We start from the raw sequence: 14,712 nt of genomic DNA on the forward strand, positions 1-14,712 counted from the left end.
TGCATGTTGTTACGCCACAGCCCATTAACCGCCAATGACTTACGCCAGTGCTTGCGCATTGCCACTGGCGGTACCATTGGTTTTACCCTGTGTAAGCTATTTGGTTGGAGTAATGGGGTGTTTTTTACTGTAACCCCAATGTTATTACTGGGTTTAGTCCCTGTGATAAGTGGCCATGCGGTAAGGCAATTATTGGCATCATCTGCCATTGCGGGGCTTGAAGTCGGCCTGCTCGGAGGCTTCTTCGGTAGCCACCCAGGCATAATGACACCTATTGTCTTTCTGCTGTTTTTGTATCGTTTTGCGGCGATGTCCCGCGGTAGCCTGTTCCTCTTTGGTGCCAATGGCGTGCTGAGTTTAAGCATTATGCTGCACTTTGCCAGCTATCCGGGCACAGATCTGAATGATCTGATTTTTAGTAACTTCTGGGCGACAGGGCTATCAGTCATTATCGCCTATTTAATGACTGCACTTTGGCCGGATGTTGAACCCCGCGCCGCCTATCAACCCGGCCCTAAGGCGCCGCACCGTATGCGCCATGAGGCGTTGCTCGGTGCCAGCATTGCCACGCTCTCTTTCTTAGTGTTTCAGATTTTCGATCTGCGTGATTCGATGTCGGCGCAGGCAACCACCTTGCTACTTTTATTTCCCATGCATTGGAACGGGGCGTTGGATTATGCCCGTAAACGTGCCATTGGCACCTTGCTTGGGGTGTCTTTTGGGGTGATGGTGCAACTCTTTCTCTACGATTGGTCAGGATTGTTGATCCTGATTGTACCGCTGCTGTGGCTTGGCTTAATGTTGTTTGCGCAGGCCCATGTGAAGGAGGCGAGCGGATCGGGTGTCGGTTTTGGCGCCATGACGACGTTAGGGATTTTGTTTGGCCAATATTTAACTCCAGGTAACGACTTAATTTTTAGTGCCCTGTATAGGGTGAGCAGCATTTTTGTGGCGATAGTGGCGACGTTATTCCTCTGTTATCTGCTGCATAAGTTATTGAATAGCTTTGAAGCGACCCGATTTGGTTACTAAAAGGTTAATATTAGATTTTTTTAATGCTTGTTCCGCTTCCGTGCAAGGAGTATGGTGTTTTGATGCGTTTAGTGTGGGCTAAACGTAGAACGCACCACTCAATTATCTCTTTTTTAGCGACCTTGGTTTAGCCGTTAACGCGGTTTTTCAAGCGTTTTCGTGTGATTCAAGGTTTGTTCAAGGATAGAAAATGAATAATAAAATTAAAACATTAGCCAAAGGCATCGCGCTCATTAGCGGCTGTGCCTTGACCTCTGTCGCCATCGCTAACACGGCAACTATCCCGCCAGCGGGACAAATCTGCGTGACTTGCCACGGCGTCGAAGGTGAGGGCATTGAGCCACTTGGCCCTCGCTTGGCCGGACTCTCAAAAGAATATATCACCACCCAATTACAACATTTTCAGGCGGGTGTACGCCAAAACGCGACCATGATGCCGATGGCGATGACACTGCAAGGTGATGGTATTGAGCAAGTGGCGAGTTATTTCTCCGCCAAATCTCCTAAGACTGAGATTAAGCCTGTGCTTAGGGGCGAACAAATCACCTTTAGCGATGATACCGCGCGCTTAGCCTATCAAGGTGATTGGTCTCGCGGCTTACCAGCCTGTGTCACATGCCATGGCCCCTCTGGATTAGGTGGCGGTTTGTTCCCGCGTTTAGCGGGTCAGCAGGCCAGCTATATCAAGACGCAACTGTTGGCGTGGCAAGCTGGCACACGTAAGGGAGATGTGGACGGCATGATGGCCAATGTGGCTAACAAGCTGACCGCCGCCGAGGTGGATGCCTTAGCGAACTACTTTGCGAATTTGAAATAAGGAGCCGACCATGAAATCTTCTGCCATCTTACTATTGGTCGCAATGGGCGTGCTGACAACTCAAGTGCAAGCGGCGCAAGAATTACCTGATAAACAGGCGCCATTGCCCTCAGTCCCTAAAAACCCAGATCAAACCTATCTTACGCCTAGACCCTTAAGCGCGATTCCCGAAGGTGCCTTCGGCGATAAAGTACGCTTGGGTTATCAGTTATTTGTGAATACCCAGCAGTTAAGAGATAAGTATGTGGGTAACGAGCTTAACTGTGCCAACTGCCATATGGATGCGGGTCGTAAGGCGAATGCGTCACCGGTGTGGGGCGCCTATTTTGCCTATCCCGCGTATCGTAAAAAAGACGATAAAGTAAATACCTTTCAAGAGCGGATACAAGGCTGCTTTAACTATTCGATGAATGGTAAAGCCCCCGCTGCGGGCAGCCCCGAACTGGTTGCGCTATCGGCCTATGCCTACTGGTTAGGGATGAGTGGTTTAATGGATGCGGCGAACCTCGATGGTCCAGTGCCAGAACTTAGCGATGCCGAATTGGTTAAAGGCGCCAAACGTGAGGATTTCCCACTGCCAGACGCCCTAGCCAAAGCCATGACAGTGGAGCAACGCGCAAATCTGCCGGGCCGTGGTTATCCTGAGATCCCAAAACCTGAACTTGCGTTCTCACCCGAGCGTGGCAAAGCCGTGTATACCGCCCACTGCCAAGCGTGCCATGGCGCCGATGGTCAAGGCCAAGCGATTGCCGGAGTTTACTCTCTGCCACCATTATGGGGCCCAATGAGTTACAACTGGGGCGCGGGGATGCACAGGGTCAATACAGCCGCATTCTTCATTTATGAAAACATGCCTTTCGGTAAGAGCATGCAGTTGACTAACCAACAAGCTTGGGACGTTGCCGCTTACATCAACTCCCATGAACGGCCACAGGACCCCCGCAATAAGGGCGATGTGAAACAAGCGCAGGAAAAATACCATAACGACAACGACTATTACGGTGTTGACGTCGATGGCAAAGTGCTTGGCACCGCCTCTTATCCGGTGTTTCCGAAAAAGTCGTAGTTGAGTCGCTCTCATTCAGTGCTCGTGTAATGAAATAAAGCGAGTCACTGGATGGGAGGTTTATAAAATCGCCTTTTGGTGTTCAGTGAATATGTGAGTCATAGCGGCCTAACGGCCGAGGTGAATCAAAGTCGTGGGTCTTCAACCCACACCCGACCAAGAGGGGATCAACAGCAATTCCCTCTTGCCTCTTTGTTAATAAGAGTCCTCGCCGAACAACGTCCATGTCTAACTGCCAGTTCGCCATCCGTGGCTCTCGTTCGTAACGCTGCTATGCAGCACTCACCCTAGCGAAGTTACATGCATTGGTTACTAGCCTTGGTCTTATGGATAAATTGCTATCGCTTCCGAAGGCACCGTCCCTGTACCTACGAAAGCTAGCCGGACATCCATGTCCGGACTCACGCAATTTATTCCAACGCCCCGCGGCAACTTCGCAGGGGATGGTGAACTTCTGTTGCCTTAGTGCTAGCTGTTAGTCCTAAAGATTTGTGCCTGTCCCATCTTTCTTAACGCTGAACTTGTAGCGAATAAAGACCTGTTGAAGCGTAGAAACGCAGAGCTAGGTAAGTCAGCCGTCACACTTAAGAAAGGTGTCGATAACGCTCTTAAACCGCTATGGGCTATTGGTCGCGAGTCACTGATGGAAGCAGGAACAATGATGGTTACCACTTGTGGGGCCATTAGTGAGCAAGCTGTTTGGTGGCGTCATGACTCTGGCTTCCAACTGCTATGCGTTCTTGACTCAGCCGCTGATGAAATCCGTATTGCCGACCCTGCTTTCGAGACTGGCGTTATTCCTTTGCCGTCCGACTTAGCAGTCCAAAACATGAAAACCATTCTGTACGACCGACTAAACAAACAAGCAGCCTAAAAACTGTTTCTCCGATGCGCTCCTTGTGAGCGCATTTTTTTTATCGAAATTGTCAAATTTAATATGACATGAGCTTATACACTTGTGGCACAAAAGTGTTGTTTGGCTTAGTTTTTGTAACTAAACTAACCTCAATTGATAGGTAATAATTCGGCATGATATGGAAAATTATTCTGGTAAAAAATATTCGTGTGAGTTCGTAATTAATGGATCTAAATTATTTGGTGAAATATCCTTTGATGGAATTAACACAAGAGCGCAGATATGGTCTAGTGAACGAATTGAAATTGATTGCGTGAGCAATAATATATACGGTCTAATATATGATGAAATGAAGTATATAACACTTATTGATTCTATATTTTTATCCGAAAATAGCATATCTACTGCTAGGAAGGGAGATAAATATGTTAGAAGATATAACTGTACCATACACCCAAGATTTATTGCTATAGGTGCTAGTTGGCTTGAAAATACAAAGAATGTAGATAAAGTATGGTTTTCTACTGATAAACTTAATAAGATATTTTATGACCATAATGCGTGTATAAATGTCATTCACGTTGATGAGGGTTTGGTGAATGATTTAATTAAACGTGACCTAGATATTTCTCACGCTAAATACGGATTTAATTATAATATTGACGAACATTCTGTTAGTGAATATCACGAAATAGGAACTCCCCCTTCTATTTATGTATATGCAGGAAGCAGAGAAATCCTATCATTTAAAAATAGCTTTGGTGAATTTTCTTTATATCATATTGAAGATCAAAGGTCATATGGCGCAAATGGAATAACAACTAATGTATCAACGCAGTTTTGTATATCTTTATATGAGACTTATAGTGTTGATAAAATTGTTAGAGAATGTTGGAGTGTGAAAAACTTTTTTAAGATTCTCAGCGGTCAAGATGACTGTATATCAAAATTGTTAATTAAAAAAGAGGGCGATGTAGAAGCCGGATATTTCGAAATATATTTATCCACAGATACTGTTGAACATTCAGATTTGTATTTTGACTCATTACTCAATGCTAAAATGGAAAAGAGCGTTTTAAATAATATCTTCCAGAATTGGTTTGATAAGCATGATGAGTGGAAAGATGCAAGAAATCAATTATGCCATACTTACTCTTCCAATAATTATGATGTAGATAGAGTGGTAAGGTGCGCTAATATTTTTGATTTGATTCCAGACAAGGCAATGATTGAGTTGTCTGAGGATCTTATAGAGGCGAAGAATAAAGCTAAAAAAATTTTTAGGGAGTTACCTGATAGTTTAGAAAAAACCTCTTTGCTGCAAGCTCTTGGTCGACTGGGTATAAAAACACTCAAGCACAAAATTAATGATCGAATCGAAATCATTTTGTCAAACTGCAAAATTAAATTTGATGGGTTGCAATTTGTAGCGCATCAGGCGGTTGATTGTAGAAATTATTTTGTTCATGGTGGTAATAAGAAATTTGATTATGAATCAAATTTAAATATGGTCAATTTCTTAACTGATACTTTAGAGTTTATTTTTGTAGTTTCAGATTTGATCGAGTGTGGTTGGGACATTGACGATTGGCTTAAATCATTTGCTCTATCTCATAAAGTAGGTCAATACTGTATTGCTTATCCTCATTACCTCACTGAGTTAAACTCTATAATATCTAATTCATCAAGTTAGTGGGCAATAAAAGTTGGGACAGGCACAGATTTTTGGGGATTAATAGTTCGTACAGTAGCTACAGAAGTTCACCTTTCCCTGCGAAGTTGCTGAAGGGTGTTGAAGGAAATCGCGTGAGCGAGGCATGGATGCCGAGTTAGCTTTCGGGGTACAGGATGTACCATCGGAAGCGTTAGCGATTTTCGAATAAGCACGAAGCCACTAACTAATGCATGTAACTTCGCTAGGGCGTCTTGGAGCATCCAAGGAGGATAGGACGAGCAGTCCTCCTTGGTCGGGTGTGGGGTGAAACCCCACGAGTTTGATTCACCTCGGCCGTAAGGCCGCAATCAATATTGCATTGTGCTAAACAGAGCCAATATGGAAGCCCCACGACTTGTAAACTAAAGCATTCAAACGTAGTTTGGAAAGCTATAAAGTCTAACTTTGGTGTAAATCAACTCAGCCTGAGTTGCAAAAAACCATTATTATTTCTGCGTTATCACTCCGATACCATAAGGATTACCGTGCCTAAGCACTTACCAAAATCTCAGCTCGATACCGCGCAGCTGTGCCCTTTATGCCAAGGGGCGAATCAGTGTGCAATGACTCTTGGCGTCGAGATCAGTGACTGTTGGTGTGCTAAGCAGAGGTTTCCTTATCTGACTCAATTGCTATCTGGCGATTTGGCGGCAGGCTTATCAACAGACGCTACAGTAGGGCTGAGTGCTGATAAGTTAGCGCAACTATTATCGCAGCCTGCAACGGCTTGTATTTGTGAGACTTGTTTAAGCCGAATAAAGCGAGAGCTAGCTGTTTCAGTTACTTCAGAAAATAAAAACAGCCCATCGGGATTAGACGATGGGCTGGGATATGAGGTGAAGTAACCGATTAAGACTTATCGGTGAAATAGTCTATACGCACAGTCGTTTGTGCTGGCACGGGCTTGCCATGTTCAAACTTAGGCGCATAGCGCCATTCTTCGATCATTTTCAGTGTGGATTTTTCAAATAGTACACCGCCTTTGGATTCGAGCACTTCAGGATTTTTCACAAATCCCATCTCATCAACTGTGAAGTTAAGGGTCACATAGCCACTTTTACGTTGCATGAGGTAGGACTTAGGGTATTTGGGCACCGTGCGAAACAGCGGTTGTTGTTCCTGTGCGTCGGCCCAAGGGCGCATTTTACCGATAGCGATACAGTGGGCGGTGGACTCGTCACGCTTTCCTTGGCGCTCATACAGTTCGACTAAATAAGCGTGGGCGCTTAAGGCATAGGGATGGCTAAAGTTAAGGGCGTCAAACTGCTTAACCACTTCTAAAAGCAACGGAATCGCCTTGTCATCATGCTTTTCGGCATATTCAACAGCACCGACGACATAGGTGGCTTTGACTCTGTCGAGGGCATTTTCGGGCAGGATTTCTTTGTAAATATCATATGCGTCAAAGGCATAGCTTCTTATGCTTCTTGTATATAGCTCAGTATTGGATAAGCGGTTAAAAGCGGCCATTTTTACATCGGCGATCAGTTTCTTTTTATCGGATTTTTCAGCAATTGTGATTGCATCAAGCAAATCATTTTTTGCATCTTTGGCTTCGACAGCAGTTTCTGCTGCGCCGAGTAGCGGGTTGATAAGCTCAGCTGCATGCTCGCCGTAATGTTTTTTATAATTGCTTAATGCGAGTAGATATAACTCATTCGCCTTAGCTGTTTGTGGCAAATTCTTTTCTTCAAATGGGTAAGGGGCGACTTGCTTCTCTATCGCTCCTGCCCAGTTCATGGCGAGGTTAGCTAAGTCGACACTGTCCTTGGCATATTGAGCTTCGCCCAATTCGAAGGCCTTTTTGGCACTGGCTTCTATTTGGTCGTTATCACCTTGTTTGAGTGCGGCTTGGTAGTCACTGTAGGCTTGGGGAAAGCTGTTTTCCGAGGCGGTTAAAGGTAACGAAGTACTTAAGGCTAAAGCAAATAGACTGACTAAGGGTAATATTTTTCCGTCTAACATCTTGTATATCCTTATGTTTAGTTTCTTCGGATAGTACAAATGTTTCACTCTTGATACAAGTTTGTTTTCGGCAGTTGGTCGCTAGGGGAACGCTAAGAAGGTAAGCCTTTGCCTACCTTCTTACTTTGCCTATGGGTTTGGCACCCTTTAGGCAGTGACTTATTTAGTCACAAACTGCAAATCAAATTGGCCTAGCTCGCCGTAGTGGAATTGGCAGGTTTGATTGAGTGGCAAATCTAATACCCCCGCATAGGAGCCAGTAATCACATATTGTCCTCGGGTTAAGCCAATCCCTTGGGCGGATAAAAAGTTAACTAACCAATAAAGCCCAGCCTTAGGGAAACCATTTGGATGAACAGCGGCTTTTTGCAGTGTTTCAGTCTGTTGCTGCTCGTTATGAGCAATTTCAACACTCAGGGCGAAATGGCCTGTTTCTATCTTGGCTGGTGCAAGTAGTTCTGGCCCTAACCATAGACCTTGATTGACTAAGCCATCGGCGAGGGCGTCGAAGTGATTGGCTTCGCTTGGGTTTTGGTAGCGACTTTTGATAAGTTCTAAGGCGAGGCGGGTTTTACCTAGGGCGGCGTCGATTTCTGCCTCAGAATAGGGCGTGGCACGTGGCGGTAAATCGCTGCCGATTTCAAAGGCGAGCTCAGGCTCGACACGGGCTAGCCCTTTGCTTGAAGGATAAAGCGGGCACTCGGCGGTTTCGATATACACATCATGTTGATAGATGGGCGCCACTACGGTTTTTTCTGCCGTTGGGAGTAGACACTTCCAACCCGCAATCGGGTTGCCTTGGGCGCTAAATTGCTGGGCAATCGCTTGTTGGATGGCAAAGGCGTGGGGGAAATCCTTGGGTCTTAACGCTTCTTGCAACAGGTCGCCCGCTTCACCTTTAGCGCGGCGCTGCGCGAGTTCTTGTGCTGCTGCGTTAATGGACTCAAGCTGTGCTTTCGTGTCTATTGGTGACATTTTTTATCCTAACTGACTTATTTTTAAAGACTTATATAGAGTGGCTTATGCCGCAATAAATGTGCACATAAGGTATCAATTGACTCTATAAATCCAATCTGGGCCAAAAGAGAAATTGCGCTCAATATACCTTTTTGTGTCGGTAAAGGCTTGATAAAACTTATCTTCAAATGCTGAGTATTTATCGCCGAGCAAGATTGATTGAGTGTCAGCTTAACTATCCAAACAGGCGGATAAGTTAATCGTTGCTTACGCTAGACCTTAGCGCGGTGCGGTGCCAGAATGGCTCTCCTTTCTGCTGTACTACTGGGACTTTTCCGTGAATCAAAGCCACTCTGGATCCTTGGCAAATAACCATGCTCAATTGGGCTTATTGTTTATTTCTGTTGCCGTGCTGTTTTGGGGGATTTTACCTATAGCACTTAAGCTATCGGGGAGTTTTATCGACCCGGTGACCTTGACTTGGTTTCGGTTTTTGGTGGCGCTCTTGGTCAGTATTTTGGTGCAGTGGAGTGCCGGGAGTTTGAAACAGTTTGCGGCGCTAGATGCCAAGGTTTGGCTCAGGCTTATCCTCGCCGGACTGTTTTTAATGCTTAACTATGTGTCATTCGTCTATTCCCTCGACTATTTAGCCCCGGGCGCGGCGCAACTTAATTTTCAAACCTCGCCATTTTTCCTCGCCTTTGGCGGTGTGTTATTTTTTAAAGAGCGCCTCAATGCGGTGCAACTCAGTTGTTTTGCCGCTTTAGCCTTAGGGATGTTAATGTTTTTCCATCCCTTTTTAGATTTTTCCGCGACCGATAACCATGAGATTTGGCTTGGGGTGATGATAATACAGTTTTCTGCATTGTCATGGACCACCTACGCACTGCTGCAAAAGTCACTTTTGAACCGTTTGTCCCCCGCCAACGTACTCTTGGTTATCTATGCCTTAGGTATTTTTGCGATGGCGCCCTTTAGCGACTTTAGCCAATTTGCACAAATGGATAGCTTTGACTGGCAAGTGGCGCTGTTTTGCGCCGCCAATACCTTGATTGCCTACGGTTGTTTTGGACAATCGATGAAGTATTGGCCGACGGCACAGGTGAGCGCCATGTTGGCGTTAACGCCAGTATTTAGCTTTAGTGCCACGGCGTTAGTGGTGAGTATCGGTTGGTGGCCTGATGTATTTAAGGCCGATAAATTAGACGCGCTATCGCTCTTTGGCATAGGTGTGATTATTGTGTCAGTGATGGTGGTGCAGTTGCTGCCCCTGTATCGCCAGCGCCGCGCGAGACGTTTACAACCCATTTAACTGGCAGCTGAATAGGTATCCTAGTGATCACACGCCTGACCGATATTGAATTAGAACAGATCCGCGGGGTTATCTTCGATCTCGACGGTACGCTTGCCCATTCAAACCCTGACTTTAAAGGCTTAAGAGCGGCATTAGGTATTGGATCGGGTACCGATATTCTCGAGCATATACATAGTCTTGAGACCGCAATGGCCAAGATGCAGGCGCTGGAAATTGTCCATGACTACGAGCTTGCCAGCTCGCGCCAAGCGAGCTGGATTGAAGGCGCGCAGGCGTTGATTACGTTTTTAAAGGCAAGACAACTGCCGCTGGCGATTTTGACCCGCAATATGCCCGAGGCGGCCAAAATCACCATTGAAAAACTCGGTATTGATATCCCCTTAGTGCTGACCCGTTACGATGCCGAGCCAAAGCCTCACCCGCAGGGGATCCACTTGATTTGCGAGCAATGGCAGTTGAGTCCGGCGGATATCTTGTATGTGGGGGATTATCTATTCGATCTGCAAACCGCGCAAAACGCCGGTAGTCGCTGCGCCCTCTACTGCCCTGAAGATGTGCCCGACTATGCACTCGCGGCGGATTTACTCATTGGCAATTATCAGAGTTTTATTGAAGCTTGGGCAGTGGCAATCCCAAAAGACTAAGTGCACACGATGCCAGATTGATAAGGTTTTATATCACTTTATGTCAATTCTCACTCGATGTGTTTGCGGTTAGGGAATCTTGCTTATCTTGTTTAAGCCCAAGCCGAATACTGTCGAGTAATGCCACTAACCAGCAGAGTAAAAAGCCATAGAGCAGTTCATTGGCATTGGCAATTGTGGTCTGGGTTTGTTGGGTGATTTCGGCAGAAATCACCCCGATATCAAGCGGTAAGGTGCCGTTTTGAATATCTAAGGCGATGATTTGTGCCACTTGATAGATTTGCATGAGTAGCAGCACAAGGCTCACGACCGCTAAGCTAAAAAACACCAGTGCAGTGCGTTTATGTTTTAGGTAAAAATGGCCGCTGCCGGGGGCGACAAAGGCGGATAAAAGACCTGCGCTAAGAGCTTTTTTCATCGAAATACACTAATTGCATTGCTAAAGACTACGCCGACACTAATAGACATGCTGGCTTAAGTGCAAGTTAATTTGCCATGGCGACTAACAATCCAATAAACCCCGCAAACAGGGTACAACCGACGAGCACCATGATTAATAAAGTCTTATCTTCGCGGCATGACTTAGCGAGCTCGGGCAGTGCCGAGATAAATGGGTAAGTTATCAGTGCTAAAAAATCCATTTTTGTCCTTAAGTTAGGCATCCACGTATTGACTATAGCTGCTCGATATATCAACTGGCCAGTGAAGTTTGAGCAGAAGCGATTTTTAGATAACAAAAAAGGAGCCGAGGCTCCTTTTTTATGCGCTTGACCTAAGGGTTTAGGTTTGCGGATTACTCTTCGCGTGGTTTACGTGGTCTACGTTCGCCTGCTGGCTTGTCTGAACGTGGTTTGCGGTCTGCAAACGGCTTGTCACCCGACGCTGCACGTGGCTTACGATCACCGGCTGGGCGGTCGCTACGTGGACGACGGTCACTACGGGCACCACGGCCAGAGTCAACAAAGACTTGGTCGCCAGCTTCACGGATATTCAATGGCTTACCACACACGCGCACTTTCTTCAGGTGTTGTAGTACATCTTTTGGCATGCCGTCTGGCAGGTCAACAGTTGTCACTGAATCATAAAGTTGGATTGCACCGATATAACGGCTGTCGATATTGGCTTCGTTTGCGATAGCACCAACGATATTGCCTACACCTACGCCATTTTCACGACCTACGTCGATCACATAACGGCACATTTTCAGGTCTGGATTGTCTTTTAACGCTTCAGCGCTGCCTAAGCTTGCTGGCATTGGACGAGATTCTCGACTACGACGTTCGCCACGGTCAGCACCACGGTCTGAACTACGTTCGCTACGCTCACTGCGTTCATCACGAACACGTTCTTGAATCGCAGGTAATTGCAGTGGACGTTCCTGCTGAACTTGGTGCAGTAGGGCCGCTGCGAGCAGATCGGTATCTACTTCAAGTTGCTGGCATAACTGAGCAACAGCTTCACGCATAAATTCGAGATCGTTGTTCATGGTTTGAGCGAGCTGCTCACCCAAGCGTGACAGGCGACGTTCTGCAACGGTTTCTGGGCTTGGTACTTTCATTGGCGAAATACGGCTGTTAGTCGCACGCTCGATAGTGCGCAACATACGCATTTCACGGCTGGTAACGAACAGAATTGCCATACCATTACGACCAGCGCGGCCAGTACGACCGATACGGTGAACGTAAGCTTCTGTATCGTATGGAATATCGTAGTTTACTACGTGGCCAATACGCTCAACGTCTAGACCACGGGCCGCAACGTCAGTCGCGATCAGAATGTCTAGCTTGCCGTTTTTGAGTTGTTCAACTGCACGCTCACGGGCTTGTTGGTTCATATCACCATGTAAAGGTGATGAGGCATAGCCACGGGCTTCAAGTTTTTCAGCTAATTCAACACATGAGTTACGAGTACGAACGAAGATGATGATACCTTCAGTATTTTCAACTTCTAATACGCGTACTAATGCTTCTAATTTATTGTGTTGTGATACCTGTACGAAGCGTTGCTCGATTGACTCAACTGTCGTTTGGCTAGACTCGATACGCACATGCACAGGGCTACGTAAATGCTGGTTAGCAACACGTTTAATTTGCTCTGGCATTGTGGCCGAGAATAGTGCTAATTGGCGCTCGCTTGGCGTATGCTCAAGGATCCATTCGATATCATCGATGAAGCCCATTTTTAGCATTTCGTCGGCTTCATCGAGCACGAGTGCTTTTAATGAATCGAGTTTTAACGTGCCACGACGCATATGGTCCATTACACGACCAGGCGTACCCACGATAACTTGTGGACCACGTTTGAGGGCATTCAACTGTTGTTGCATGCTTTGACCACCGTAGATCGGCAGTACATGGAAATTCTTAATAAATTTGGCATAGCTACTGAACGCTTCAGCAACTTGAACTGCAAGTTCACGCGTCGGTGCTAATACTAAAATTTGTGGTGTGGTTTGGCTGGTGACTTTATTCAGCAGCGGCAGCGCGAAGGCGCCAGTTTTACCTGTACCAGTTTGCGCTTGACCTAAAATATCTTTGCCAGCCATAAGTGGATCAATACTGGCTGATTGGATTGGCGTTGGTTTTTCATAACCTAGCTCGTCAAGAGCACGCAACAAATTCTCGGATAGGCCGAGTTCACGGAAAGTTCTTTCATCGGATGACATTGAGTTGTAGCCTTGTGGATGCGCGCGGATTGGCGCTTAAGTTTCACAGACAGAAAATCAACCCCGTGTCGATTTCCCGCGAACGACGGATTATAGCAGCATATAAGCCGCTTTACCAATCCGGATAAGGATAAATCCACCGTTTGGGAAGGTTTTTTCGCAAAAACTGAGCAAGAAACGCGCCACTTCGGCTAATTTTTCAAAATGTTGCCATCGAGTTTAATTAATTCAAAAGCCGATTCCGCTACCGCGGCGAGAAAAACATAGTCCAAGGTCTCGTAGGTATCCTCCGGCGTATGATATTGCGGATGGGTGGGCACACCAAAATATAGCCAAGGGATTTTAGCCTGATGAAAGGGATAATGATCCGATGCTCTTAGCCAATTAGTGCTCTGGATACTTCTCCCCACAGGCTTAGGGTGACTGAGTTTGATGCACAGGCCGTTAGATTGATTCAACATTGGCCTAAATTGAGGAAATTGATAAAAGTTGCGGCTGCCCTCAAGGTAAATCGCGTAAGGGCGACTTGGGTGGCCAATCATATCCAGATTGAGCATCAGTTCAAATTGCGCTTCAGGCATTCGCTGCTTGAGTTGCTCCACTAAGGCAGTGCTGCCAAACAGTCCAGGTTCTTCGGCATCGGTCGCGACAAGCATTAAGTTAATGTTGGGGAGTGAGTCGGGTGCAGCGCGTTGCCAGTGGTTGGCGATGGCGAGTAATGCGGCAACGCCGGAGGCATTGTCATCGGCACCGTGGTAAACCTTGCCGCCTTTTATGCCGAGATGATCATAGTGAGCGACTACAATACGCCATTTATCCGTAGGTTGTCGCGCTGGCGCTAAGGCGACCAGATTGCTTCCCACCTCTTGGCTAAATAGGGTGGAATATTCGAAGGGAACCTCGAAGGTTGTTCCCCAAGGTTTAAGGCCTAGTTGTTGAAACTGGCGGTTTAAATAGTCGCGCGCCTTGGCTGCGCCTTCTGTTTGGGTTTTACGCCCCATTAATTCTGCTGAGCTGAGTGTTGCTACTGTTTGCTTAAGATCTGCGGGGGCAGCCCAATTCAATCGAATCGCCTCTGGCGAGCAAGTATATTCGGCAGGTTGGCTAGTGCAGCCCATGAGTCCCATACATAGGCTAAGGGTAAAAAAGCGCAATAAGCCCATGCATGGAGACCATGAGCGGATGATTGCAGTGAGTGCGTGTGCCAAATTGCCCATGATTATCCTTAAGGTTGGCAATAGGAACGATCAATCCTAAGCCTAACAGGGATTTAGCTAGAGTGCATGGGCCCTAATGTGGATTTAATCTAATACCTGGATCTCGGGGGAGAGCGCCGCCTCTTGGTGCGGGCTTAAATTAAAGTGCTCTAAGCCAGAGACCAAATGTGTGCGCGAGCACAGGGTGACCTGAGTATTTTTGGTGAGTCCACCTTGGGCAAGCGTGGTGACTCGGCCATCGGGTAATGCCAGCAGGCTATTTTCTGCGGTGCTATCTAAGACAGTAACTTGTAAACGAGTGGGTTGACCGATAATCGGATCGATAGCCGCGATAGCAAGTGCGAATAGCATTAGTCCTAAACAGGTAATGAGCATGACATTAACGCGACTTAAGCTGGTTAAGTTGGGGCGATGTTCTAACAAAATATCCTCCTCGATGGAGTGCGCCTTGGGAGTGTTCTCCC

The 14,712-nt window shown here is 46.6% G+C and carries 15 protein-coding genes; 8 read left to right on the plus strand and 7 right to left on the minus strand.

The genetic code is table 11. The annotated features are described in order from the left end of the window. Positions 1 to 3 precede the first annotated feature (3 nt). The 6 genes from M0413_RS03540 to M0413_RS03565 all read left to right on the plus strand — a co-directional run bounded on the left by M0413_RS03540 (position 4) and on the right by M0413_RS03565 (position 6,330). Positions 4 to 1,032 (plus strand): DUF2955 domain-containing protein, encoded by a 1,029-nt coding sequence (locus M0413_RS03540; protein ID WP_055647064.1) that lies wholly within the window; start codon positions 4 to 6, stop codon positions 1,030 to 1,032. Between the two features lie 190 nt (positions 1,033 to 1,222). Further along, positions 1,223 to 1,849: a c-type cytochrome gene (locus M0413_RS03545; RefSeq protein WP_037422540.1), complete on the plus strand. Its 627-nt coding sequence runs from the start codon at positions 1,223 to 1,225 to the stop codon at positions 1,847 to 1,849. A 10-nt stretch (positions 1,850 to 1,859) separates the two neighbouring features. Then, a complete protein-coding gene (locus M0413_RS03550) occupies positions 1,860 to 2,915 on the plus strand; it encodes a c-type cytochrome (protein WP_249553198.1) in 1,056 nt (351 codons plus the stop codon). Between the two features lie 541 nt (positions 2,916 to 3,456). Next, positions 3,457 to 3,789: a hypothetical protein gene (locus M0413_RS03555; protein ID WP_172587530.1), complete on the plus strand. Its 333-nt coding sequence runs from the start codon at positions 3,457 to 3,459 to the stop codon at positions 3,787 to 3,789. Positions 3,790 to 3,949: 160 nt separating this feature from the next. Continuing rightward, entirely contained in the window at positions 3,950 to 5,464 is a 1,515-nt protein-coding gene (locus tag M0413_RS03560) for a HEPN domain-containing protein (RefSeq protein WP_249553199.1), read from the plus strand. Positions 5,465 to 5,970: 506 nt separating this feature from the next. Then, the gene (locus M0413_RS03565; protein ID WP_249553200.1) at positions 5,971 to 6,330 is read left to right on the plus strand and encodes a cysteine-rich CWC family protein; all 360 of its coding nucleotides are present in this window, start codon (positions 5,971 to 5,973) and stop codon (positions 6,328 to 6,330) included. Between the two features lie 4 nt (positions 6,331 to 6,334). Here M0413_RS03565 and M0413_RS03570 read toward each other — a convergent pair whose 3' ends face one another. After that, entirely contained in the window at positions 6,335 to 7,450 is a 1,116-nt protein-coding gene (locus tag M0413_RS03570; RefSeq protein WP_249553201.1) for an energy transducer TonB, read from the minus strand. Between the two features lie 159 nt (positions 7,451 to 7,609). Next, positions 7,610 to 8,425, minus strand: a complete 816-nt coding sequence (locus M0413_RS03575; RefSeq protein ID WP_249553202.1) for a hydratase — start codon at positions 8,423 to 8,425, stop codon at positions 7,610 to 7,612. Between the two features lie 319 nt (positions 8,426 to 8,744). Between M0413_RS03575 and M0413_RS03580 the strand changes: the two genes are divergently transcribed. Together M0413_RS03580 and M0413_RS03585 are read left to right on the plus strand one after the other, a co-directional pair. Then, positions 8,745 to 9,719 (plus strand): DMT family transporter, encoded by a 975-nt coding sequence (locus M0413_RS03580; protein ID WP_249553226.1) that lies wholly within the window; start codon positions 8,745 to 8,747, stop codon positions 9,717 to 9,719. Between the two features lie 23 nt (positions 9,720 to 9,742). Continuing rightward, a complete protein-coding gene (locus M0413_RS03585; protein ID WP_249553203.1) occupies positions 9,743 to 10,366 on the plus strand; it encodes an HAD family hydrolase in 624 nt (207 codons plus the stop codon). Positions 10,367 to 10,409: 43 nt separating this feature from the next. Here M0413_RS03585 and M0413_RS03590 read toward each other — a convergent pair whose 3' ends face one another. The 5 genes from M0413_RS03590 to M0413_RS03610 form a co-directional block, all read right to left on the minus strand. Beyond that, a complete protein-coding gene (locus M0413_RS03590) occupies positions 10,410 to 10,784 on the minus strand; it encodes a hypothetical protein (RefSeq protein ID WP_037422564.1) in 375 nt (124 codons plus the stop codon). 67 nt (positions 10,785 to 10,851) lie between these two features. Further along, positions 10,852 to 11,007: a hypothetical protein gene (locus tag M0413_RS03595; protein ID WP_156143179.1), complete on the minus strand. Its 156-nt coding sequence runs from the start codon at positions 11,005 to 11,007 to the stop codon at positions 10,852 to 10,854. A 152-nt stretch (positions 11,008 to 11,159) separates the two neighbouring features. Continuing rightward, complete coding sequence (locus M0413_RS03600; RefSeq protein ID WP_037422567.1) at positions 11,160 to 13,031, minus strand: DEAD/DEAH box helicase; 1,872 nt, start codon at positions 13,029 to 13,031, stop codon at positions 11,160 to 11,162. Positions 13,032 to 13,222: 191 nt separating this feature from the next. Further along, the gene (locus tag M0413_RS03605; protein WP_249553204.1) at positions 13,223 to 14,248 is read right to left on the minus strand and encodes a M28 family peptidase; all 1,026 of its coding nucleotides are present in this window, start codon (positions 14,246 to 14,248) and stop codon (positions 13,223 to 13,225) included. An 84-nt stretch (positions 14,249 to 14,332) separates the two neighbouring features. Continuing rightward, positions 14,333 to 14,671, minus strand: coding sequence for a hypothetical protein (locus tag M0413_RS03610; protein WP_224021592.1), 339 nt, complete (start codon positions 14,669 to 14,671; stop codon positions 14,333 to 14,335). Positions 14,672 to 14,712: the final 41 nt, after the last annotated feature.

The organism is Shewanella sp. 8A (assembly GCF_023475945.1).
GTDB lineage: Bacteria > Pseudomonadota > Gammaproteobacteria > Enterobacterales > Shewanellaceae > Shewanella > Shewanella xiamenensis.

Coding starts and splice junctions, on each gene's coding strand:
- M0413_RS03540 (WP_055647064.1), top strand. CDS start 4: ATGTTGTTACGCCACAGCCCATTAACCGCCAATGACTTACGCCAGTGC.
- M0413_RS03545 (WP_037422540.1), top strand. CDS start 1,223: ATGAATAATAAAATTAAAACATTAGCCAAAGGCATCGCGCTCATTAGC.
- M0413_RS03550 (WP_249553198.1), top strand. CDS start 1,860: ATGAAATCTTCTGCCATCTTACTATTGGTCGCAATGGGCGTGCTGACA.
- M0413_RS03560 (WP_249553199.1), top strand. CDS start 3,950: ATGGAAAATTATTCTGGTAAAAAATATTCGTGTGAGTTCGTAATTAAT.
- M0413_RS03570 (WP_249553201.1), bottom strand. CDS start 7,450: ATGTTAGACGGAAAAATATTACCCTTAGTCAGTCTATTTGCTTTAGCC.
- M0413_RS03575 (WP_249553202.1), bottom strand. CDS start 8,425: ATGTCACCAATAGACACGAAAGCACAGCTTGAGTCCATTAACGCAGCA.
- M0413_RS03590 (WP_037422564.1), bottom strand. CDS start 10,784: ATGAAAAAAGCTCTTAGCGCAGGTCTTTTATCCGCCTTTGTCGCCCCC.
- M0413_RS03595 (WP_156143179.1), bottom strand. CDS start 11,007: ATGGATTTTTTAGCACTGATAACTTACCCATTTATCTCGGCACTGCCC.
- M0413_RS03600 (WP_037422567.1), bottom strand. CDS start 13,031: ATGTCATCCGATGAAAGAACTTTCCGTGAACTCGGCCTATCCGAGAAT.
- M0413_RS03605 (WP_249553204.1), bottom strand. CDS start 14,248: ATGGGCAATTTGGCACACGCACTCACTGCAATCATCCGCTCATGGTCT.